Origin of the sequence: Terrilactibacillus tamarindi, from assembly GCF_009718825.1 — a bacterium.
In the GTDB taxonomy this organism is placed as follows: domain Bacteria; phylum Bacillota; class Bacilli; order Bacillales; family Sporolactobacillaceae; genus Terrilactibacillus; species Terrilactibacillus tamarindi.
On sequence record NZ_WNHB01000023.1, the window covers coordinates 32,306 to 55,116 of the forward strand.

General features: G+C 36.5%; 20 protein-coding genes and 1 pseudogene. 4 read left to right on the forward strand and 17 right to left on the reverse strand.

The features are described 5' to 3' along the window. Positions 1–9 precede the first annotated feature (9 nt). A complete protein-coding gene (locus GMB86_RS13075; protein ID WP_155220645.1) occupies positions 10–615 on the reverse strand; it encodes an NUDIX hydrolase in 606 nt (201 codons plus the stop codon). Positions 616–693: 78 nt separating this feature from the next. Next, a complete protein-coding gene (locus tag GMB86_RS15590) occupies positions 694–840 on the reverse strand; it encodes a hypothetical protein (protein ID WP_196220228.1) in 147 nt (48 codons plus the stop codon). Between the two features lie 78 nt (positions 841–918). Between GMB86_RS15590 and GMB86_RS13080 the strand changes: the two genes are divergently transcribed. Then, entirely contained in the window at positions 919–2,133 is a 1,215-nt protein-coding gene (locus GMB86_RS13080; RefSeq protein ID WP_155220647.1) for an AGE family epimerase/isomerase, read from the forward strand. 73 nt (positions 2,134–2,206) lie between these two features. Here GMB86_RS13080 and GMB86_RS13085 read toward each other — a convergent pair whose 3' ends face one another. Further along, the gene (locus GMB86_RS13085) at positions 2,207–4,249 is read right to left on the reverse strand and encodes a thioredoxin domain-containing protein (RefSeq protein ID WP_155220649.1); all 2,043 of its coding nucleotides are present in this window, start codon (positions 4,247–4,249) and stop codon (positions 2,207–2,209) included. A gap of 117 nt (positions 4,250–4,366) precedes the next feature. Between GMB86_RS13085 and GMB86_RS13090 the strand changes: the two genes are divergently transcribed. Continuing rightward, positions 4,367–4,549 carry a hypothetical protein gene (locus GMB86_RS13090; protein ID WP_155220651.1) on the forward strand — a complete coding sequence of 61 codons (183 nt, stop codon included), beginning with the start codon at positions 4,367–4,369 and terminating at the stop codon, positions 4,547–4,549. A gap of 94 nt (positions 4,550–4,643) precedes the next feature. On the opposite strand, the gene uvsE is transcribed toward GMB86_RS13090, so the two are convergent. After that, positions 4,644–5,606: a UV DNA damage repair endonuclease UvsE gene (gene uvsE / locus GMB86_RS13095; protein WP_155220653.1), complete on the reverse strand. Its 963-nt coding sequence runs from the start codon at positions 5,604–5,606 to the stop codon at positions 4,644–4,646. A gap of 90 nt (positions 5,607–5,696) precedes the next feature. Then, positions 5,697–6,086, reverse strand: coding sequence for a YidH family protein (locus GMB86_RS13100; RefSeq protein ID WP_155220655.1), 390 nt, complete (start codon positions 6,084–6,086; stop codon positions 5,697–5,699). A 477-nt stretch (positions 6,087–6,563) separates the two neighbouring features. On the opposite strand from GMB86_RS13100, the gene GMB86_RS13105 reads away from it, so the two are divergent. Further along, positions 6,564–8,162 (forward strand): APC family permease, encoded by a 1,599-nt coding sequence (locus GMB86_RS13105; RefSeq protein WP_155220657.1) that lies wholly within the window; start codon positions 6,564–6,566, stop codon positions 8,160–8,162. 198 nt (positions 8,163–8,360) lie between these two features. Here the strand turns inward: GMB86_RS13105 and gndA are convergent, their stop codons facing one another. After that, complete coding sequence (gndA, locus tag GMB86_RS13110) at positions 8,361–9,776, reverse strand: NADP-dependent phosphogluconate dehydrogenase (protein WP_155220659.1); 1,416 nt, start codon at positions 9,774–9,776, stop codon at positions 8,361–8,363. Positions 9,777–10,124: 348 nt separating this feature from the next. On the opposite strand from gndA, the gene GMB86_RS13115 reads away from it, so the two are divergent. Beyond that, entirely contained in the window at positions 10,125–10,310 is a 186-nt protein-coding gene (locus GMB86_RS13115) for an H-type small acid-soluble spore protein (protein ID WP_329602926.1), read from the forward strand. 28 nt (positions 10,311–10,338) lie between these two features. On the opposite strand, the pseudogene GMB86_RS13120 reads toward GMB86_RS13115, so the two are convergent. The 11 genes and pseudogenes from GMB86_RS13120 to GMB86_RS13170 all read right to left on the reverse strand — a co-directional run bounded on the left by GMB86_RS13120 (position 10,339) and on the right by GMB86_RS13170 (position 22,708). Next, positions 10,339–12,058 (reverse strand): annotated as a pseudogene (locus GMB86_RS13120) (ABC transporter ATP-binding protein). Positions 12,059–12,146: 88 nt separating this feature from the next. After that, positions 12,147–12,932 (reverse strand): serine hydrolase, encoded by a 786-nt coding sequence (locus tag GMB86_RS13125; RefSeq protein ID WP_155220661.1) that lies wholly within the window; start codon positions 12,930–12,932, stop codon positions 12,147–12,149. After that, on the reverse strand, positions 12,929–13,930 hold the full coding sequence (locus GMB86_RS13130; protein WP_155220663.1) for an ABC transporter ATP-binding protein: 1,002 nt from the start codon (positions 13,928–13,930) through the stop codon (positions 12,929–12,931). The genes GMB86_RS13125 and GMB86_RS13130 overlap by 4 nt, the downstream gene beginning before the upstream one ends. Next, positions 13,927–14,856 carry a C40 family peptidase gene (locus GMB86_RS13135; protein ID WP_155220665.1) on the reverse strand — a complete coding sequence of 310 codons (930 nt, stop codon included), beginning with the start codon at positions 14,854–14,856 and terminating at the stop codon, positions 13,927–13,929. Before GMB86_RS13135 ends, GMB86_RS13130 begins: the two co-directional genes overlap by 4 nt. Further along, positions 14,853–15,959 carry a mandelate racemase/muconate lactonizing enzyme family protein gene (locus GMB86_RS13140; protein ID WP_329602921.1) on the reverse strand — a complete coding sequence of 369 codons (1,107 nt, stop codon included), beginning with the start codon at positions 15,957–15,959 and terminating at the stop codon, positions 14,853–14,855. The genes GMB86_RS13135 and GMB86_RS13140 overlap by 4 nt, the downstream gene beginning before the upstream one ends. A gap of 42 nt (positions 15,960–16,001) precedes the next feature. Beyond that, positions 16,002–16,922, reverse strand: a complete 921-nt coding sequence (locus tag GMB86_RS13145; RefSeq protein ID WP_155220667.1) for a S66 peptidase family protein — start codon at positions 16,920–16,922, stop codon at positions 16,002–16,004. A 297-nt stretch (positions 16,923–17,219) separates the two neighbouring features. Then, entirely contained in the window at positions 17,220–18,827 is a 1,608-nt protein-coding gene (locus tag GMB86_RS13150) for a peptide ABC transporter substrate-binding protein (protein WP_155220669.1), read from the reverse strand. 117 nt (positions 18,828–18,944) lie between these two features. Next, positions 18,945–19,952, reverse strand: coding sequence for an ABC transporter ATP-binding protein (locus tag GMB86_RS13155; RefSeq protein ID WP_155220671.1), 1,008 nt, complete (start codon positions 19,950–19,952; stop codon positions 18,945–18,947). A 6-nt stretch (positions 19,953–19,958) separates the two neighbouring features. Beyond that, positions 19,959–20,903: an ABC transporter permease gene (locus tag GMB86_RS13160; protein ID WP_155220681.1), complete on the reverse strand. Its 945-nt coding sequence runs from the start codon at positions 20,901–20,903 to the stop codon at positions 19,959–19,961. A gap of 9 nt (positions 20,904–20,912) precedes the next feature. Further along, entirely contained in the window at positions 20,913–21,851 is a 939-nt protein-coding gene (locus GMB86_RS13165; protein ID WP_155220673.1) for an ABC transporter permease, read from the reverse strand. 32 nt (positions 21,852–21,883) lie between these two features. Then, complete coding sequence (locus tag GMB86_RS13170; protein WP_155220675.1) at positions 21,884–22,708, reverse strand: M55 family metallopeptidase; 825 nt, start codon at positions 22,706–22,708, stop codon at positions 21,884–21,886. Positions 22,709–22,811: the final 103 nt, after the last annotated feature.

Below are 22,811 nucleotides of genomic sequence, written 5' to 3' on the forward strand. Positions count from 1 at the left end.
ATAAAGAAATTAAGAACGTTTCTTACATACCTGTATAATATGGTAAAAATAGTTATTGTCATGAGGACAAAATGAGGATTTTGTCACCTTTTTCTGAAACAACCCATCTTTCGTTAATTCTAGCATTGGAATTTCAGTTTTCTCGTTTTTTATTAATTGCTCAAATAGATCGATATCCACTTTTGCAATACTGTCAACTTCATCTCCGACATTTAACAAGTTTAACCGATGTTGAGTCAAGTTCATGAAAAAAAGATGGCAAATCTCTCTGTCAATAAACGAATCTAGCTGAATCGTTTCTTTAAAATCAGAATCATAGATCAGATCTTTTCCTTGCAGGATGACACCTAATTCCTCTTGAAGTTCGCGCAATCCTGCTTCAATCACTTTTTCATCATGGTCAATATGGCCAGCACACGTAATATCATATAAATTTGGAAAATCCTTCTTATTATGAGACCTTTTCTGAAAATATAGATTTATCTGTTCATGATCTGTTTCAAAAAACCAGCAATGGAAGGTCTCATGCCAATCACCATCTAGATGAACTTGATCACGTTCCTTAATCCCAATGTTTATTCCATCATCATTGAATATCGTTAACCATTCTGACATAGAAGACCTTCTCTCATAATTTATATATGTACCATTCCCTACTCACTTCATTATACATAATCTTCTTATAGAGGTTGTTCAAAAAAGCACCAAATGATAAGCTACGAATCTCGGACGCTTACTTGTTTTTCCAGTCCTCATGTAGTAAAAACCTACATTCCGGTCCTCAAAACAGCGCCGCCTTGATCTTCTTGCTTCTAATTTGTCACCTTTTTGAACACGCACTTACTTATATATAGTTTTAAAAATACTCATTAGGGAATGAACTAATTACACAACGACCAACGAAGGAGAGTAGTTTTAATGCAAAAGAAAATAGATTTTCAGAACCAAGACTGGCTTAAGAGTCATATTTTCGATATTTTGAAATTTTATTATCCAATTTGTATTGATAAAGAAAATGGCGGATATTATAGTTGCTATTATGATGATGGGGATTTATGCCCAGATCCACAAAAAACGCTTGTCGGTACATGCCGATTCATTTATAACTTCAGTGTCGGCTATATCCTTAGTGGCGAATCTTGGTGCCGTGACGCTGCATTACATGGACTCGATTTCTTACAAAATCATTTACTAGATAGAAAAAACGGTGGATACTATTGGATTCTTGAAGGAACAAAAATCAAAGATAGTCGCAAGTACACGTATGGTCACGCCTTTGCCTTGTTAGCAGCAACAAAAGCACTTGAAGCAGGCTTTGATTTTGCAAGGCCAATGATAAATACTATTTACCTTACATTAGAGGACCATTTATTTCAATCAGAATACGGTCTCTATAACGATGGCCTAACGGAAGATTGGAAAAAATTATCGACATATCGTGGTCAAAACGGAAATATGCATATGTGCGAGGCGCTCATATCGGCCTATGAAATAACGAAAGAGGAGAAGTACTTATCAAGAGCCCTCCTACTTGCTAAAAATGTAACCATGCATTTAGCTTCTCAAACAGATGACATGATCTGGGAGAACTATCATTCAGATTGGACGGTTGATTGGAACTATAATAAATTTAATACAAAAAATGATGAAATAAGATCTTTTGGATTCATTGCCGGACATTCCATCGAATGGAGTAAATTACTCGTTATGCTTGAACGCTATGCTCCTGAATCTTGGATATTACCAAAAGCAGAACAGTTATATCGACTCGGAATGAGTAAGGGATGGGACAACACATTTGGTGGTCTTTACTATTCTCTCTATCAAAACCAACCCATTGATACAGATAAATATTATTGGGTACAGGCGGAAGCGATTGGAGCTTCAGCTTTACTTGCTGTAAGAACCGGAAACGATCAATATTGGGCCAATTATAACGTTATTTTCAACTATGCATGGAACTATTTTGTAGATCATGAATTTGGCGGTTGGTTTGCTACACTAAGTCGGGATAATAAAAAGTTATCAAATATTAAAAGCTCTGTATTAAAAGCGGATTATCATCCTATAGAAAATTGCTTTGAAACCATTCGAGCTTTACGACAAACTCCTATAAAAAATGCCTTACCCTAAATTTTAGGATAGGCATTTTTTAGTTCTTAAAGGTTTCTCTTCTTAGCAAAAACCGGGTATACGAGGTTGTTTATTAAAATTGAGTGATTATTTTATTAACATCATTTGTTGGTGCCTGGCATTGATAATTTTCACATAAATAGTAAGTTGTTCGATCACTGATTGCTTTATATGCCTGATAATCGGAATTTAACCTGGTTAGTTCTTCCTCCGTTCCTGAAATGACAACCACATTCGGTAAAAATAATTGGCCTAATTTCAACTCATTGTTATTAATTTGACGACTTGCTCCTTCAACAATTACGAGTTCTTTAGGTTCTGCATGTGGCTGAAGAATACTGGAAAGGAAAAACGTATACCCCATCGGATATGATGCGACTTGATCAGAAAAAGCCTGACCAGAACGATTCATATGGTGTTCATATATTGGGTTTCCTAATCGTCTTGATAATCGATATAATACATAACAGGCAACACTATTTCCAGATGGGATAGCACCGTCGTAAACTTCCTTGGTTTTCAAAATTAAATCTGGCGTTGATATATTTTTAAGATAGAAACCACCCTGTTCTTTATCCTCAAATTTTTGAATCATCTCATCTACATAATGACGCATCTTTTCAAGATATACCACATGGTAAGTGGCATCATATAAGGTATCGCATGCCCAAGCCAAAAAGGCATAGTCATCTAAGTAGGCGTTATGTTTTATCTCACCCAATCGGTATCTAGCCATTAACTCTCCATCTTTCGTTAAAGTAGACTCGATAAACTCAAACGCATTTTCCGCTAAATTTATAAAATGTTCCTCTTTGAATACTTGTCCCGCTTTAGCTAAGGCCACAATCATTAGTGCATTCCAAGATGTTAATATTTTATCGTCTTTATGCGGATGGATTCGTTTATTTCGATGACTTAATAAAATGTCTTTTACTTCAGTTAAAATGTTCGACATCTCTTCCTCTGATAGTTTAAATGTATCCATGACTTCGTCTAAATTGACGTCGATTTGGTTTGGAATGCTTTTCCCTTCAAAATTCCCTTCTTCAGTAATATCGTATGCTGCACAAAACACTTCACCAAGGTTATCCCCTAAGACATCTAATACTTCTAATGGTGACCAAACATAATATTTTCCTTCGACCCCTTCTGAATCTGCATCTTCTGCACAATAAAATCCACCCTTTTCGTCTAAGAGCTCTCTTTCCACATAATGAATAGTTTCATATACAATCTCTTTGAAAATTGGATCCTTTGTTAATACATAGGCTTCTGTATAACTGAGAGTAATAAGAGCTTGATCATATAACATTTTCTCAAAGTGAGGCACAAGCCATTTTTTATCTACAGAGTATCGTGCAAATCCACCGCCAATATGATCTCGGATGCCCCCTTTTGCCATGCTATGTAACGTCTTTGTTACCATTTTCAGGGCTGATTCGTTTTTGGTCCAATGAAAAAAGCGAAGTAAAAAAGTAAGTTGATGAGGTGAAGGAAATTTCGGTTCAGAACCAAAACCACCATAAGAAGTATCAAATGATCTTAACAATTGTTCGAAAGTTTGTTGAAAAATATCTATTGAAAGCTTATTTTCATTTGCTGACTGTTGAGATAGTCCCTCGACAATAGACAGACCCACATCTTGAATTTTTTGCGGATCTTCTTGATACTGTTTTGATAGGGAAAGTAAAACATCTTTAAAACTTGGTATTCCACCCATGGACGTTTTAGGAAAATAGGTTCCTGCGTAGAATGGTTTTTGATCTGGTGTGATGAATACATTTAACGGCCAACCGCCATGTCCTGTTAATGCTTGGCAAACCGTCATATAAACAGCATCAATGTCCGGCCGTTCTTCACGGTCGACCTTTATCGCAACATAATGCTCATTTATGATCTGGGCTGTGTCTACGTCTTCAAATGATTCATGGGCCATGACGTGACACCAATGGCAAGTTGAGTATCCAATACTTACCAATAACGGTTTATTTTCACTTCTTGCCTTTTCAAATGCTTCTTCTCCCCATGGATACCAGTCAACTGGGTTGTAGGCGTGTTGAAGCAGATACGGGGATTTTTCATTGATTAATCGATTGGGTTCTTGTTTAGATGTCATTAGGCATCACCTCCTTATTTTTATTTATTCAATTTAAGTTTACCCAAAAGACATGAAAGACACTAACATTAAATGTGATATAATTTTCACAAATAATTACTTAAGGAAGGAACAAATATGGGTATTTCAAAATGGGATTTATTCAAGCAAATAGATAATATGCCAGTCGAAAAATATCATAAAATCAAAGAGTACTTAGATAAATTAAACAAACAACAAAATGAAGAGGTTGTTTTAGACAAGGAATCTAAACAAAACATGGAAAAATCAATAGAAGAGTTTCAAAAGGAGAACACCTAACTTTTGATGAAATATTTGAGGACGGTAGGAATAATGTTTGAAATCCGTTTTTCCAAAGGCGCAGGTAAGTATTTTTAAAGCTTTACTTCAGTTCTTACTTCAATAAAAAAGACGAGCCATCAATCACTTCAACATCTGTCCTTGTTCTCACTTCATCCATTAATTTAAAAAGGGCTTTATCTTTTTTCTTCGCCTCAATCATACAGTCAATTTGTGGAATGCTTCCTTTTATGACGTTTAAAAATTTGAAGAACATATCAATATCCACATAATCCGAATGATGTCGAACCTCTTTATCGCTTTTTGGACTTGAGATATGCATCTTAATAGGCAAGGGAGAATGTCTCCATGTCTGAACCACTCGATCCCAATTTTCTTCCCAATTAGAATGATGATGAACAAGGTGATGATGATAATCAAAAACGAGTGGAATATCTAATTTTTCACATAAATAAAGTGTATCTTCTAACGTAAATGACGTATCGTCATTTTCCAGCATGATCATTTTTTGAATGGATCTAGGAACGATCATCCAATTATCAACAAATCGTTCGAGTGACTTTTCTATCTCTTTATATTTTCCTCCGACGTGAATTACACATCGATGTATAGGATTTAACGGCATCCCCTTTAGCAGTAAATAATGAAGTTTAAGCGTTTTAATTGCATTCTTCAAAATATCTTCTTTAGGGGAATTAAGTAGGACAAAGTGATCCGGGTGAAAATCAATTCTCATTTTATGTTTTTTCACAAAATCCCCTATTTCACGTAAATTCTCCTGTAACGGTTTCATATAATCCCAATCAAGCAACTCCTCATGATTTGCTAAAGGTATGAGACGTGAAGTTAAACGGTAAAAGTGAATCCCAGACGCTAAGTTATGCTTCAGTAATCTCAGTGTATTTTGTAAATTTAGTTGTGCAATACGCTCCAGTTTTCGTAATGCCGCTTCCCTGTTCAACAGTTTTTGGAACTGGGCAAATGTCATCGTCTTTGATGGAGAGGCATTTTTCAATTCCATGCTCATAGCAACATAACCAAGTCGTACAATTGTCATTTTTTACACCTCCTGTTTTAGTATGGTGAAAAAAGTGAATGATAGCCGAAATTTAGAAAGAAACATTTATCCATTTTTTTAAAACGATACCTATAATATTAAAAAATAGAGACCAAAAATGAGTGCAATCAAGATAACAAAAAAGCCAAGTAAAATAATTGTAATTTTTGGTGTTTGGAAATTTTGATCATTAATGGTCGTCACTTTTTTAAAATATGAAAAAATAGCCAACATGATGGTTAATATACCTAACCCTACAGATGATAACCCAATTAAATCGGCTAATAAATCACCAAGTGGTGAAAGACTGGATCTCATATTAAAATGCAAATTCGTAACCAAGAATCCTACACCAATGATGGCTATTGCGGTTCGTATCCAGGCAAGGAAGGTACGTTCATTTGCTAAGTGTTGTTGAATATAGTTTGATTCATTCGTGCGTTTGTGGTCCTTTATGTTATTATCATCATCTTTTCTCAATTCACTTCACCCTTTGAAAATATATCTTTAAACGTCTTTTACCTTTTTTTCGCAAAGATTAAACTAGTAAACGTCTTGATTACGATCATTCACTCGACTCCTTTAACCTCTATGGCATTATTAGTCGTATTTTGAGTATAGCTTTATCACTCTATTCATTTTATCTACATCTTTGCTTTTAACTTATGAATAAAAAGAGTATTTTCCTCAAACAATTTGATAGGTTTTAAGAAATAAAAAATGATCGTTCATAACTTAAAATTTTTTCGACTAATTTTAACAAAATGTCCTTCTTTTTTATCAAATTTAAACAATATTTAGTCGTAATCTAGGACAAATTCACAAAAAAATGATAAAATTTTATAATGTCCTCTTAATTGAAATAGATCTGAGGAAGTGGAAAGTGAAAAATTTATAAATTGGTCCTATTTTTTCATTCATAACACACGTGATAACAACTTAGAAAGGTGGAAAAATATGAAAAATTCAATGCGTCGTGATATCCGCACATTTGCTCTTACGATGACAGGGCTCGGTTCCATCATTGGTTCTGGTTGGCTCTTTGGATCCTGGAAAGCGGCTAGTGTCGCAGGTCCTGCTGCGATATATTCTTGGATATTAGGTATGATTATTATTTTATTTATTGGACTAACATTCGCTGAACTTGGTGCTATGTTTCCAGCATCTGGGGGAATGGTAAGATATGGACAATTCTCTCATGGTTCACTCGTCGGTTTTATTTCTGGCTGGGCTAACTGGATTGCCATCGTATCCGTTATTCCAGTTGAAGCTGTTGCTTCGACCCAATATTTAAGTTCATGGAATTTTGATTGGACTCACCAGCTTTACAATGGCTCAGAATTAACCTTCCCAGGCCTTATTATTGCTGCTCTATTAGTTATCGTGTATTTTCTTTTAAATTATTTTACTGTCAGTTTGTTTGCTAAAGTTAATTCTACAATAACTATTTTTAAATTTATTATTCCGGTTTTAGTGATTGTAGGGATTATGTATACAGGGTTTAATGCGCATAATTTTACGGCACCTGAACATGGTGGATTTATGCCAAATGGTTGGTCGGGTGTGTTAACAGCTGTCGCTACGTCTGGTATTGTCTTTGCTTTCAATGGGTTTCAAAGTCCAATTAACCTCGCTGGTGAAGCTAGAAATCCAGGACGTTCGATACCCATAGCGGTCATTAGTTCTATTCTGATTGCTGGGGTTATTTATGTACTTTTACAAGTGACGTTCATTGGTGGCGTGACAGAGGGCATGTTAAAGTCAGGATGGACACACTTAAATCTAAGTTCTCCTTTTGCAGATTTGGCGATGGCTCTTGGGTTAAACTGGCTGGTTCTTTTATTATTTGCGGACGCTTTTGTATCGCCCTCGGGTACAGGTATTACTTATACTGCAACGACAGCACGGATGATATATGGGATGGAAAGAAATGGATTTTTCCCACCGCTCTTTGGACAAGTCAATTCAAAAGTTGGTGTTCCGCGTGCAGCAATGTGGTTTAACCTCGTTGTTTCTTTCATTTTTCTCTTTCTTTTCCGAGGATGGGGATCTCTTGCTAGTGTTATCTCTGTAGCCACATTAATTTCGTATGTTACAGGGCCTGTTTGTGTGATGGTATTTAGACATTTTGGCGATAAGGTGAAGCACCCTTTACAAGTTAAAGGAATGCCTATCATTGCACCGATAGCGTTTATCGCGGCTTCGATGATTTACTACTGGGCCACTTGGCCACTTACTGGTAAAGTCACGTTTATTATCATTATCGGTCTGCCTTTATATTTCTACTATCAAGCTAAAGAAAATTTCAAAGGGTTTGCAAAAGACCTTAAAGCAGGTGTTTGGCTGATTGCCTATTTGCTTTTTATGATTTTTATTTCTTGGATTGGAAGTAACAAATTTGGTGGATTAAACGTTATTCCATTTGGATATGATTTTGGGGTTATTGCCATTTTTGGATTTGTGTTCTATTTGTGGGGAATTAAAAGTGGCTGGGTAACAGAGTACTTAAAACAAGAAAATAAAGCCGCTTACGAAAAACATTCATCTCAAAATTAATAAAGAGGCTATAAGTGACACTTTTATTAGTCACTTTATAGCCTTTTTTATATGTCATCATCTTATCATTTTTCAATAATTAGCTATAGAATAATTTATTAATATGATTTATTGGTTTACATAATGTTCTTACTTGTTGATAATTGTTAAAAAATAGACAGCGAAAATAAATCGCTGTCTATTAAACGTTATGCTTTATTACTTTTTCATCCATTCAGTATGGAATACGCCATCGATGTCTGTTCTTTGGTAAGTGTGAGCTCCAAAGTAATCACGTTGGGCTTGAAGAAGATTTGCAGGTAGTGTTGCTGTACGATAGCTATCATAATAAGCTAAGGCACTAGCGAAACATGGAACTGGAATACCTTGTTTCACGCTAAGCGAAACGACTTCACGCAAGGCTGATTGATAATTCTCTACAATATCTTTGAAATATGGATCAAGGAGGAGATTATCAAGGTTTGCTTCTCGATCATAGGCATCTTTGATTTTTTGTAAGAATTGAGCACGAATGATACATCCACCACGGAAGATCATGGCGATATTTCCATATTGCAAATTCCAATCATATTCTTCTGAAGCAACTTTCATTTGCGCAAAACCTTGGGCATAAGAACAGATTTTACTCATATAAAGGGCTTTACGGATAGATTCAATTAACGCTTTTTTATCACCGTCAAAGGCGCTAACTTCTGGACCTTTAAGAAGTTTACTTGCTTTCACACGTTCTTCTTTCATTGCAGAAATGAAACGGGCAAACACGGATTCAGTAATAATGGGAAGTGGTACACCAAGATCAAGTGCACTTTGGCTTGTCCATTTACCTGTTCCTTTTTGTCCAGCCGTATCAAGAATGACGTCAACTAATGGTTTACCCGTTTTGTCATCTTTTTTCGTAAAGATATCAGCTGTAATTTCAATTAAGTAGCTATCGAGTTCTCCTTTATTCCACTCAGTGAATACTTCGTGAAGTTCATCAGTCGATAAGCCGAGAACATTTTTCAAAAGGAAGTAAGCTTCTGAAATTAACTGCATGTCCCCATATTCAATCCCATTGTGTACCATTTTTACATAGTGACCCGCACCATCTGGACCAATATATGTTGTACAAGGTTCACCATCAACTTTGGCTGCGATCGCTTTAAGAATTGGTTCAACGAGATCATAAGCTTCTTTTTGTCCACCAGGCATAATAGAAGGTCCTTTTAAGGCGCCTTCTTCACCGCCAGATACCCCTGTTCCGATAAAATTCAAACCAGCATCACTGAGTTCTTTATTACGACGCACTGTATCTTTGAAGAATGTATTACCGCCATCAATAAGGATATCACCTTCTGAAAGATAAGGTTTTAACGATTCAATCGTTGCATCCGTTGGATATCCAGCTTTAACCATCAATAAAATTTTACGTGGCGATTCTAGTGATTCGACAAATTCTTCAACACTATATGTACCAACAAAATTTTTCCCTTTTGCTTCATTAGCTAAAAATTCTTCTGTTTTTGATGATGTACGATTATAAACTGCAACGGAATAACCACGGCTTTCAATGTTTAAAGCCAAGTTTTTCCCCATAACAGCTAAACCAACAACACCAATCTGTTGTTTAACCATGTTTACATTTCTCCTTCACAACTGAATTCACTCTTTTTGGTTTTTTCATTTGAACTATTACAAAGGATCCATCAAAATGTCAAACCAAAAATTGATTTACCAGATAATTATTACACTTTTTTATTTTAAGCCATTGCCACCTTAAATTGCAAGAAGAAAACGTTGAAAAGTCATTCCCTATTGTTTGTAACTAAATAAAAAGCATGATATGTACATTTCAACAAGGTGATGATTAGTCAAAATAAACCATTCCTTCTAAGCATGTATGACTGAAAAAGGATTATGCATGTTCTTGCCTCATTTGTAAAGACTAATCATGCTTGTCAAATTAAAATGGAGGTGTTAATCATAAACATCCATCGAGCAAAGGAAATTAGTACCTCACCCATTATGGCTGATGTCAAGTATCAAGGAACTCCAATATACATTCAAGCTGTGAATGACGAAAACAAAACGGCACGGATTTTTCCACTTGATGAACCAGAAAATGAACAGACTGTTCCGCTCTCAGGCTTAATAGAAAATGAAAACTAAAGGTAAGGTGTTTTATCACCTTACCTTATTAAGACATCTGAAACTGTGCTTGATGAAGCTGGCTATAGACCCCGCCTTTGTCTAATAACTCAGCATGGTTTCCTTGTTCTACGATTCCCTCTTCTGTCACTACGATAATTCGATCTGCATTCTTTATTGTTGCTAATCGGTGAGCAATAATTAATGTCGTTCGGCCCTCAGATAGTTCTTCAAGCGATTGTTGAATGGCAATTTCAGTTGCCGTGTCTAATGCTGATGTTGCTTCATCGAGAATTAAAATAGAAGGATTTTTTAAGAACATCCTTGCGATCGAAAGTCGTTGTTTTTGACCCCCAGATAGTTTAACACCCCGTTCACCAATAACTGTATCAAGTCCATCTGACATCGCTCTAACGGTATCCTCTAATCGTGCTAAGCGGACAACATGCCAGATCTCCTCATCTGTTGCATCTAATTTTCCATAAGCGATATTCTCACGTAATGTGCCTGAGAATAGAAAGACATCTTGTTGCACGATGCCAATATGCTGACGCAAGGATGACAATGTCATATCACGAATTGAAAGGCCGTCGATCGATATTTCACCAGATTTAATATCATAAAATCGTGGGAGCAAACTGCAGATCGTTGTTTTCCCGGCTCCAGAGGGTCCAACAAAAGCGACGGTTTCCCCAGGGTTTATTTCTAGATTAATATGATTTAAAATATCTTGTTTTCCTTCATATCCAAATGAGACATCTTGATAGATAATGTGGCCATCAACGTGATCAACATCAATTGCTTCCGGAAGATCCACAATCTCAGGCTTTGTTTGCATCAATTCCATAAATCTTTTGAAACCGGCAATTCCCTTCGGATACAATTCAATCACAGCATTGATCTTCTCTATCGGTCGAATGAAGATATTCGTCAGTAATAAGAAACTCACAAATTGACCATTCGTAATTTCACCGTTAATTGTAAAATAAGCACCGCAGATCAGTGTAAATAGGGTAATTAAACGCATAAGAAAGTAATTAAAGGTATTATTTGCACCTAATATTTTATAAGATAATAACTTAGCCAAGCGGTACTTGGTGTTATTTTTTTTGAATTGCTCGTTTTCATATGCTTCATTCGAGAAAGCTTGGACCACTCGAATACCACCAACAGTATTTTCGATATTGGCATTGAAGGTAGCGATATCTTTATAAATTCTCGTCGTCGCATGGGTCATTTTTTTTATTAAAAAAGACAATAAGGATGGTTAAAATGGGAACTAGAACAAAGGTTAAGCAGGCTAGTTTCCAGTTTATCGTCAGCATTAAAACAAATGATCCAAACAAAGACATCACCGCGATAAACACATCTTCAGGGCCATGGTGTGCCACTTCGCCGATATCAAATAAATCATTGGTTAGTCGTGATAATAAATGACCTGTTTTATTATTATCAAAAAAGGAGAATGATTGCTTTTGAATATGCTCAAATAATTGTTTTCGCATGGTGGTCTCTATATTGATCCCAAGCATATGTCCCCAGTAGTTTACGACAAACTGCATGACCGTGTTTATAGAATAGAAAAATAGTAAACCTAATACAGCTAACATGATCCAAGACCAATTACGACTTGGTAACAGTTGGTCGATGAATTGATTTACGGCTACTGGAAAGGCAAGCTCTAATAGAGCGGCGATAACCGCACAAGAAAAATCCAATATAAATAAGGCTTTATACGGTTTATAATATGAAATAAATTGTTTAAGCATTCATTGATCACCTTCTTACTAATTTCTGCACGCATAGGCAGTTCCTTATAGTTTACCGAAGAGTCTATTCCCATGCAATTTTTTGTGATCAAACCTGCTCATTAAAGAATAAATAGACCCGTTCACCAATTTTTTGGATTAGTTGGTCCGCTTCTATACTATCATCAAAGCCACTCGTCATACATGTTACGATAGCCCTTTTATCCTTTAATTTTATGAAGGCTGTATCATGTGAGATACGCTCCATTTCCCCTGTTTTGTTGTATATTTTTACGGGGGTATATTCGATTTTACCTGGTAATTTTCCTCTGAATTGTTGATTTAAAAAATAGTTATCAATGAAAGGAAAATCATGGCTTAACGAATTAGAACTTGAAAAGATTAATTCCATACAATGAGTGATATCAGCAGCACAAGTGAAATTATCTTTACCTTCTTTTTTAGCTTCCATATCCATCATTTTCCGCTGGATACTTGTCCCATTCAATTGATGATCATTAATCCAAGCTTGAATGTGTTCAATTCCTAATACGTCCATTAAAACGTTGGTTGCTGTGTTATCTGAAACGTTAATCATTAAACCTAGTAAATCTCGAATCGACCAATCATTTACATCATGAAGGACTTGAATAATACCACATCCATCAACAATATTGTCCGAAGAGATACGTATTTTTTGACTAAAAGACAGGTTCCCTTTTTTAATTTGTTCAAAAGCATATAGGAGTATTGGAAGTTTTATTAAGCTTGCTGATAACATCTTAGTCGTTTCATTAAACGTATAGTGACATTGATCCCCTTGGATAACGACACTCACTTTGTTCCCAAAAGGAGATACAAGTTGATCTAGTTTTTCATAAAATAGTGTGATCAATTTGTAACACCCGCTTCTGTTGATTTTTTATCCTCACGTTGTTGTTGATAAAGATGGCAGGCAACAAAATGATCTTTATCGATCTCATTAAAATTTGGTTTGACTTGTGCACAAATATCCATAACATGAGGACATCTCGTTCGAAAGACACAACCGGATGGAGGATTTATTGGACTTGGAAGATCTCCTTCCAAAATAATCCTTTCCCTTTTTTCCTCAATATCAGGATCAGGAATCGGAATGGCCGATAATAAGGCTTCAGTATATGGATGAAGAGGATGTTGATATAACTTATCACTACTTGTTAATTCAACCAATTGTCCAAGATACATAACGCCAACGCGATCACTCATATATTTTACCAATGACAGATCATGTGCTATGAAGAGGAAAGTTAAGCCTTTTTCTTTTTGTATTTGTTTTAAAAGATAGACCACTTGCGCCTGAATAGAAACATCCAAAGCCGATAAAGGTTCATCAGCAATAATCATTGAAGGTTCCAGAGCGAGTGCACGAGCAATGCCTATCCGTTGTCTTTGACCACCGCTAAACTCATGGGGGTAACGATATAAATGTTCTTTTGTCAGCCCCACCTCTTGTAATAGTTCTTCAACCCGGCGGCGTCTATCTTTTTTGTTTGGATATAATCCGTGAATATCCATTGGTTCTGAAATAAGATCGTAAACAGTTGAACGAGGATTTAATGAGGCATAAGGATCCTGAAATATCATTTGCATTTCTTTTGTTAATTGAAAGCGATCTTGTCTTGTTTGGAGATAATCTTTTCCTTTGTACCGAACGTCACCTTCTGTTTTATCATATAAACCAAGGATCGTTCTACCTAGTGTCGATTTCCCGCATCCTGATTCCCCAACGATTCCGAGTGTTTCCCCTTCATACAAGGTAAAGGATACCCCATCAACTGCTTTTAACGTCTCATTCCTATTCAATTGAAAGTATTTCTTTAGATTCTGTACTTCTAGAAGAGGATCCTTCATGATACATTAGCCTCCGATTCTATTAAATATCGTCTTATTGTGCAACACTCTCTTTCAAATATGGTTCCTTTAAGAGTGGTAATTTCAATTTTTTTACCAGGCGTCGGAGAATGAATCATTTTGCCGTCACCGTAATAAATCCCTACATGATGAATCGTTCCTTTTCCTTCTTCATATGCAAAAAAAAGAAGATCACCCGGTTTTTCTTCCCCAAACGTTACTTCTTCTCCTTTTATCGCCTGATCATGTGCATCTCTTGGTATCATTTTCCCAAACATTCGATACATGGAGTAGCTAAACCCTGAGCAATCGAAGCCGTATGAACTCATACCTGCCCAAAGATAGGGTAAATTTAGAAAGCGTTCCGCTAATTTTATAATCGCTTGGCTACTAAAAGGCTTTAATTTATCATAAGCGATAGAACTTCTATCTAAATACCCTATCTCACCTGAAGGAACCAATACACTGATGTTCTCGTCTAAGTCTTTAATAATTGGAAGTCTTGTCCCCATGCTAAGAATCGTGACCCTTTCACCTTTTTGATTATATAAAGGGGCTCGGTCCTCTTTCACGATCAACCAATTAGTTTGATCATCCCAACTTGAAGGTTTTTTTATGAGCTGGTTTACCGGGACATATCCAGGATAACCTCTTGGATCTTTCGAGGATGATTGCATAACCGCATACCCATACGCCCAACCGTCTACCATTTTTTCCACAAGAAATTCTTCACCAAAAAGAAGCTGGGTTTCCAGACGATTTTCTCTACACAAAGCGATAGTTTCTTCTTCAGACATATCATGAAGCCATCCCTCGATATCACATGGATAGTTTATTGCTTTACCATCTACGTTACGCACCGAATCGGGGCTTTTCCACACCGTTGCAACAGAAACATTTGTAAGGAAGGGTGTAATTTGATTCATCCTTGTACACTTCCTTTTGACAGACATGTCGCATCAATATGACGGATTCCGAGACCTGGTAAGGTTGGCATAAAAATTTTTCTACCTTGGTAGGTAATTCCCCCTTCAACAGGATCAACTAAGAGCATGAGAGGGGCGTCAAAATCGCATCGCGTCACATTTTTCTGACTAGCTGCAAAATGAGCGGCAGCCGTTATTCCAATTTTACTTTCAATCATACTTCCAACCATACATTCAACCCCATACGCTTCAGCAAAATGGTTAATTTCTAATGCATGATGAATGCCGCCTGATTTCATAAGTTTTACATTAATCAAATCACACGACCGCGATGATAGAAGTTTCATAGCATCGTGTGGTGTAAACACACTTTCGTCAGCCATTATGGGTGTTTCAACAGCTTTTGTAACTTCCTTTAATCCTTCAATATCCCATGCCGGTACGGGTTGTTCTATCAGCTCGATATTTAATTGATTTCTTTCACAGTAGTGAATAGCATAGATAGCTTCTTTAACCGTCCAACCTTGATTTGCATCCAATCTAAGTCTAACTTCAGGGCCAATCGCTCGTCGTATGTGTTCAATCCTTTCAAGGTCAGTTTCGATATCCCCTTTTCCTACCTTGATTTTTAAAGTATTAAAGCCCTTATCGATTAAATCAATGGCATCATGAATCATCATTTGCGGCTCATTTACGCTTACTGTAAAATCTGTTTCAAGCTCATGGCGGTAGCCCCCTAGCAATTGATAAAGAGGAAGATTTGCTTTTTGAGATAAAAGATCATAGATAGCCATATCAATACACGCTTTAGCACTTGAATGATGAATGATCGCTTGATCAATTTTTTCAAATAGTTGTTCATAATTCATAATATCCATACCTATCATTAAAGGACGAAAGATATTTTCTATTGTGGATTGAATACTTTCTAAACTATCTCCCGTAATAACATGAGTGGCAGGTGCTTCACCTACGCCTGTTTTATTTTCACATTCAACAAAAACAATCACGGTTTCAAGGTGATTAACTGTACGTAACGCCGTTTTAAAGGGTTTAATAAGAGGTACAATTAATCGATCTGTTCTTATATTGGTGATTTTCACCGTCTTGTTCCTCCTTTTCTAAAACCTCACTTAATTTAAGAATTAACACACTCCCGCTTCTATCGTCAGTGTCTTTGAGTACGTATTGAGAACAGCATTAACACCAAGGGGAATAGAAAAATGAGGTTGGCAATGTCCGATTAAGAAACCTTTCATAACGGGTTTACCATAATGAATTAAATAGTGCTGAAATACCTCATCTAAAGTTAACGTTGATTGTCGTTTTTTTGGTTCAGCTTCCGTAAATGATCCAATCATAAAACCTGCAGCATCGTTTAACTTTCCAGAGAGACGCAACTGGTTTAACATCCCATCAACTCTATAGGGTTCCTCACCTATATCCTCGATTAAGAGAATTTTACCTTTCACATCAATGTCAAAGTCGGAACCGATACTGCTTACAAGTAACGAAAGATTTCCACCTACAATGGGAGCTTCAACAATCCCATCAACGAGAACATCTAATGGTGAAATGGTTTCATCATAACGTAAGGTTATAGGTTCAAATAATTGTTGAATCAACCGTTCTGATAAAGGTTTAAAATCATCTTTGCCCATATCCGAACTTGGCATTGGACCATGAAACGTCACTATCCCACTTTTCTTATGTATCGACGTGTGCAAGCAGGTAATATCACTATATCCCCAAAATATCTTTGGATTATTGGCTATTAAATTGTAATCTAGTCGATCGACGATTCGAGGCGTTCCATAACCGCCACAGGCACAAAAAATAGCTTTAATATTCGGATCTAAAAACATACTATGTAAATCATTCACACGGTCATCATCAGAACCTGCTAGATACCCCATTTCATCGTGTAAATGTGGACTTTCATAAATCTTCACACCACATTTTTTCAAAACATGCATTCCTTTTCTTAAAGGTTCAATTTTTGGTGGACTTGCTGGAGCGATAATGCCAATGGTATCTCCTCTAGTTAATCGTGTTGGCCTTAGCATTGCTTCATCTCTCCTTTTCCTGAAAAATGTTAAGTTTAATTATTTAAGGAAGGAAACCCGATATTTTTATCCCGCCTTAACGGCAAGTAAAGACCCCCACCTCAAGATTCTGAGTTTTCAAGAAGATAGGTGGGGGATCAACTGCCCGTAAAGGCCCGATTGGTTCAGCTAACCATCAGTGGGGGATGAAGAAAACCCCCACTGATGGAAGCTTCACTTTATAAACGTATGCGAGTTCCTTCCTTAAAATGTTACAAAACAAAACCTTTAGAACAGACTATGCGAACTATAATTTCGTTAATTTTTGCTAGCCCATTTGAGTTCAAGATACCCTACTGGATGATGCACAATTCCTTTGACATTACTTTTCTGTAATAGTGGTTGATTATAGAATAAAATCGTAGAATATGGCATGTCTTTAAACAAGATCTTTTCTGCTTGATACATTTCATCGAAACGCGCTTTTTCATCTTTTTCATTCTTTGCTTTTTTGATTAAAGCATCATACTCTTTGTTACTCCACCGTGCACTATTCATTGGCATACCCGTTTGGAAGTTTTCAAGATAATTAATTGGATCACCGTAGTCAGCTAAGAACGATGCTTTAGAAAACTGGAATTTGCCCGCTTTTTGCTCGGTTGAGAAAACATTCCATTCCATATTGGCCAATTTCACGTTGACCCCTAGATTTTTCTTTAACATTTCTTGAATCGCTTCTGCAATTCTCTTATTTTCATCTGTTGTAGAATACGTAAATGTGACAGGTGGAAGTTTTGAATATCCTTCTTCTTTCATGCCTTCTTGTAGCAGTTTCTTCGCTTCAGTTGGATCGAACTTATACAAATCTCCGTTTTTCTCACGGAAATCATTGCCATCAGGGTCTTTAAATCCTGGCGACACGAATCCATAAGCCGGTGTTTGTTTCCCCTTGGTGACATAATCAACAATTTGTTTGCTATCGATTGACATAGCAAAAGCTTTTCTGATTTTTTGATTTGTAAACGGTGCTTGGTGAACATTCATACTAATAAAAGAAGTACCTGCTTGCTGTTCAATTTTAACTTTTCCTTCTTTGAATAGTTTGTCACTGAGTCCAGGTGGCACACTGGCTTCATCTAGACTTCCAGATTGATAGGTTTGATATTCCGTGTTAGGATCATCAATCATGGCCCAATTCACTTCATCTAATTTGACATTTTTCTTATCCCAATAGTTCTTGTTTTTCTTGAAAACCATATGACTATTATGCTTCCAAGTTGTGAGATTGAACGGACCGTTACCAACAAACGTCTTAGCATTAGCAAACCATTTAGGATTTTTTTCAGCCACTTTCTCATTTATTGGAAAGAAACATGGATTCGTTATGATATTTAAGAAATATTTTTGAGGTGCTGTAAGTGTCACTTGAAGCGTATTTTTATCAATCGCTGAAACTTTAACATCATTAGCCGATCCCTTACCAGAATTGAAAGCTTCGCCTCCTTCAATAAGATAACCTAGGAAAGCGGCAGGTGATGCCGTTTTCGGATCTAATAGACGTTTCCAAGCAAATTCAAAATTTTGAGCCGTTACAGGATCTCCATTTGACCATTTTGCATTTTTACGTATATGAAAGGTATAGGTCTTCCCATCTTTCGATACATCCCATTTTTCAGCTGTAGCAGGGTGTGGTTCATTATCTTTCCCTAGTCGTGTCAATCCTTCCATTAAGTTATTTAAAGGACTCCACGAAGGAGCATCAAATCCCTTTGGAGGATCAAAGGAAGACGGTTCTTGACCATTGTTTAATTTTAATACTTTCTTATTATCCGAGGAAGAGTCTGAGTTTTTCGAACTGTTAGCTGTACAAGCAGATAAAGCCAAAACTAAAACAATCGATAACAGGATGGTTAATGTTCTTTTCATTTTGAACCCCCCTAAATAAGATTCGGATTTTTTTCTTTCTCTTTTGATTATTCAAACTACAGATGATATGTAATCTTAAAACTTGTCGTACATGCGTCATCTAGTCTAACTTTTCTATTAAGATTGACTTGCTAACATTTCTTTTCTTATGGTTACTGCTCTTGTATCTTGTAACCAACACTCAACCTGATGTCCTTCACGCAACCTTGTTTTTTGCGGTTGAATACGACCACATACTTCCATAGCATAAGGACAACGATCAACAAAAGCACAACCTTTAGGTGGTGAAAATAAATCTGGAGGTGAACCCTCGATGGGTTTTAAACTATTGTTTGATTGATCTAATCTCACGACGGATTGAAGTAAAGCCCGTGTGTAAGGGTGCTCTGAATGATAGAATATTTGACGTTTGTTCCCTACCTCGACTACCCTACCGGCATACATGACCGCGATTCGATCAGCCATTTTTGCTACAACTCCTAAATCATGAGTAATGATAACGATCGAAATGCCGGTTCTTTTTTGAATAGATTCAAATAACTCCAATATCTGAGCTTGGATGGTCACATCTAATGCCGTTGTAGGTTCATCTGCAATAAGTAAATTGGGTTCACAAATTAATGCCATGGCAATAACGACTCTCTGTCTCATTCCTCCGCTTAATTGATGTGGATACTGTTTCAATCGTTCGAGTGGATTTGAAATACCAACCAAGTCTAAAACTTTGATTGCTTCTTTCTTAGCCTTTCGTTTAGAAAGTTTCTTTTGGTGAATAAGACCTTCCATCAATTGTGAACCAATCGTTAACGTTGGATTTAATGCCGTCATTGGATCTTGAAAAACCATTGAAATGTCAAGCCCTTGAATTTTTCTCATTTCTTTTGAAGTTAAACGAGTCAAGTCTTTTCCTTTAAAGATTATTGAACCATTTGTAATTTTACCTGGATGATCGATAAGTCCCATGATAGCAAGGGAAGAAACACTTTTCCCACAGCCAGATTCACCTACGATGGCTAAGGTTTCTCCTTTTCCTAAAGTAAAGTCAACTCCTCTTACCGCCTTCACGGTACCACCATGCGTTGGAAAATGAATATGCAACTGTTTTACCTCAAGTAATGGTTCCAATGAGTTTCACCTCCTTAATTTTGGATCAAGTGCATGTTGTAAACCATCGCCTAATACATTAAAGGCAAACATGGTCATTGAGATAAAGAAAGCTGGAAAAAATAGTTGCCACCAATATCCCGTTAAAATGGCAGATAAAGAGTCGTTCGCCATGGTTCCCCAGCTTGCATATGGGGCTTGTATGCCGAGTCCTAAAAAACTTAAGAAAGCTTCTGCAAATATGGCTGAAGGGACGGTTAAGGTCATTTGAACAATAATTTGCCCGATCGTATTCGGGATTAAATCTTTCTTTATAATCCGTGAAGTTGGACTCCCAAAGGATCTTGATGCTATGACAAATTCATAGTTTTTTAATTGTAAAACTTGGCCTCTAACAATTCGAGCCATCCCAGTCCATCCGGTTATGGTCAGAGCAACTATAACGGTAAATAATCCAGGTCCCATGACAACCATCATCAAAATAACAACGAGAAGGTATGGAAGACCATATAAAATCTCAATAATTCTCATGAGTACACTATCAACCTTGCCTCCCTTATAGCCACTTATTCCACCATAAATAACACCAATTAATAAATCCACAAGGGCTGCTAATAGACCAACAATTAATGATATTCTTGCGCCATACCACGTCCTAGTAAATACATCACGCCCTAGATCATCTGTACCAAACCAATGGTTATGAGAAGGACTTAAATTTTGATCTTGTAAGTTTTGTGATGAGACAGAATATTGCGACATGAAAGGACCAAAAATGGCCATTATAGCCAGTAAAATAAGAAATATTAAACCAAACATCGCTAATTTATTCTGCAAAAGGCGTATCCACGCACCTTTCCAATACGATAAACTTGGACGTTTTAACTCTTCTACATGGTTATTCTTAATCTTTCTTTTATTAAACCACTCATCTTGAATTTCATTTGTCGTTTGCACTTGATCTATTCTCATTGCCGCCAATTAGATCACTTCTTTCTTATGAAGTTTAATTCTAGGATCCAGCCAACCATAAGCGATATCAACGATAAAAAGTAAAACAATCAAGATTGAACTATAAAAAACGGTCGTTCCCATGATCACAGGATAGTCACGAGTATTAATACTATCAACAAAATATTTTCCCATTCCCGGGATCGCAAAGATTTTTTCTATAACAAAAGTCCCCGTTAATATTCCAGCAGCTAAAGTTCCGAGAAGTGTGATAACTGGTAGTAAAGCATTCTTTAACGCATGCTTAAAAACAATAAGAATGGGAGATAGACCTTTGCTTCGGGCCGTCCGAATATAGTCTTGTGTCAACACTTCGATCATACTGGTACGAATTAATCTCGCTATTATCGCCATTGGACCCGTAGCTAACGCAATAGTTGGTAATACTTCACTTTTCCAACTCGTCCACATTGACGGTGGCAACCAGCCTAAATTAACGGCAAATTCTTGAATTAATAATGAAGCTAAAACAAAATTAGGTATCGATATACCCAATACGGCTATTGTCATGGCTACATAATCAATGAAATGATTAGCTTTAAGAGCTGCAATAATACCTAAAATGATACCTGACAAAATAGCGACAATAAGGGTTATCATACCAAGCTCGAAAGACACAGGAAAACCATCTGAAATTAAACTATTTACTGTATCATTTGGATGTTTAATGGATGGGCCATAATCAAAAGTCGCAACAGATTTCATATAGATAAGGTATTGAATAGGCAACGGTTTATCTAAGTTATAATGCATTTCCATGTTCTTTTGAACCGTTTCATTTAATTGTTTACCATTATGACTATTAAACGGGGATCCCGGAATAACATGCATAAGTATAAAAGTAAGAGTAGCTATCACCCATATGGTTAAAATCATGGCTAATAGTCTTCTAAGGATAAAATTCACCATCATGATGACCCCCTTTATCTAAGATCGTTTATTTAACAAAATTTGGTTTTCATAGCGAGTTCAGTCATGGCCACCATCGCTTGATAGGCATCAATAATGGTATTCGCTTCATATTTGACTATTGTTGTTCCAGGTTCAATCGTTACTTGAGGAATGAGAGCTGCCCATTCGGCTTCTCCATAGTTTGTAAACTCCACTCTAAGAGTAGGATTCTTAGGGGGCTTTAGCGGATCAATCGCTTTTCTTTCAAGAGCTTCCAAGGTTTTTTCTCTTAGTAACTCGGTAGCTTTAGCTGGAGATAAGGTTTCATGAGAGGACCGTGATAAGGCTCTTTTTACAATACACGTCGTTATATTTGGCATAAGCTGCTTGGCTTCATCAGCAACACAGTCATCACCAGCAACAAGGATCACTGGAACATCATAGAAACCTGCAACATAGGCATTAAGACCCAATTCTCCAACAACTTGATCATTAATCCAGAAGTTTCGAACCCCAAAGGTCATAGAATGTGACATCACACCTTTCTTACCAGCGCGTGAATGATATCCAATAAAGGTTGCCAAATCTACTTGATCATCTAAACCTTGAACCATAGACATCGGTTTAACATCTCCAGAGATTAATTTGGCTTCTGGATGAATTTCTTCAATTAAAATGTTGTTCATTTTTGAATGGCTGTCATTCACGACAATATCTTCTATCCCAAAATCAACGGCAGCTTGTACAACACTGTTGGCTTCCATTGTCATGATTCTTCGGCCCGTTTCATAATTTGATTCACTTGAGTTTACATATGTATAATCAGGTAACCCTGAAATTCCTTCCATATCGACTGAAATCCATAATTTTGTCATTTGTGTCACTCCTATGTCATAACCTCTATTAAAGTTAAAAAATAATAATATATGTATTGTAAAGATTAATAATATAAAGATAATATCACATTGAAATAAAATA

Excerpts from the sequence above, each read along its gene's own strand:
- gndA (WP_155220659.1), bottom strand. The coding sequence starts at position 9,776 with ATGGTTAAACAACAGATTGGTGTTGTTGGTTTAGCTGTTATGGGGAAA.
- GMB86_RS13150 (WP_155220669.1), bottom strand. The coding sequence starts at position 18,827 with ATGAAAAGAACATTAACCATCCTGTTATCGATTGTTTTAGTTTTGGCT.
- GMB86_RS13135 (WP_155220665.1), bottom strand. The coding sequence starts at position 14,856 with ATGAATCAAATTACACCCTTCCTTACAAATGTTTCTGTTGCAACGGTG.
- GMB86_RS13145 (WP_155220667.1), bottom strand. The coding sequence starts at position 16,922 with ATGCTAAGGCCAACACGATTAACTAGAGGAGATACCATTGGCATTATC.
- GMB86_RS13090 (WP_155220651.1), top strand. The coding sequence starts at position 4,367 with ATGGGTATTTCAAAATGGGATTTATTCAAGCAAATAGATAATATGCCA.
- GMB86_RS13160 (WP_155220681.1), bottom strand. The coding sequence starts at position 20,903 with ATGAGAATAGATCAAGTGCAAACGACAAATGAAATTCAAGATGAGTGG.
- GMB86_RS13080 (WP_155220647.1), top strand. The coding sequence starts at position 919 with ATGCAAAAGAAAATAGATTTTCAGAACCAAGACTGGCTTAAGAGTCAT.
- GMB86_RS13165 (WP_155220673.1), bottom strand. The coding sequence starts at position 21,851 with ATGGTGAATTTTATCCTTAGAAGACTATTAGCCATGATTTTAACCATA.
- GMB86_RS13130 (WP_155220663.1), bottom strand. The coding sequence starts at position 13,930 with ATGAAGGATCCTCTTCTAGAAGTACAGAATCTAAAGAAATACTTTCAA.
- GMB86_RS13170 (WP_155220675.1), bottom strand. The coding sequence starts at position 22,708 with ATGACAAAATTATGGATTTCAGTCGATATGGAAGGAATTTCAGGGTTA.
- uvsE (WP_155220653.1), bottom strand. The coding sequence starts at position 5,606 with ATGACAATTGTACGACTTGGTTATGTTGCTATGAGCATGGAATTGAAA.
- GMB86_RS13085 (WP_155220649.1), bottom strand. The coding sequence starts at position 4,249 with ATGACATCTAAACAAGAACCCAATCGATTAATCAATGAAAAATCCCCG.
- GMB86_RS13105 (WP_155220657.1), top strand. The coding sequence starts at position 6,564 with ATGAAAAATTCAATGCGTCGTGATATCCGCACATTTGCTCTTACGATG.
- GMB86_RS13075 (WP_155220645.1), bottom strand. The coding sequence starts at position 615 with ATGTCAGAATGGTTAACGATATTCAATGATGATGGAATAAACATTGGG.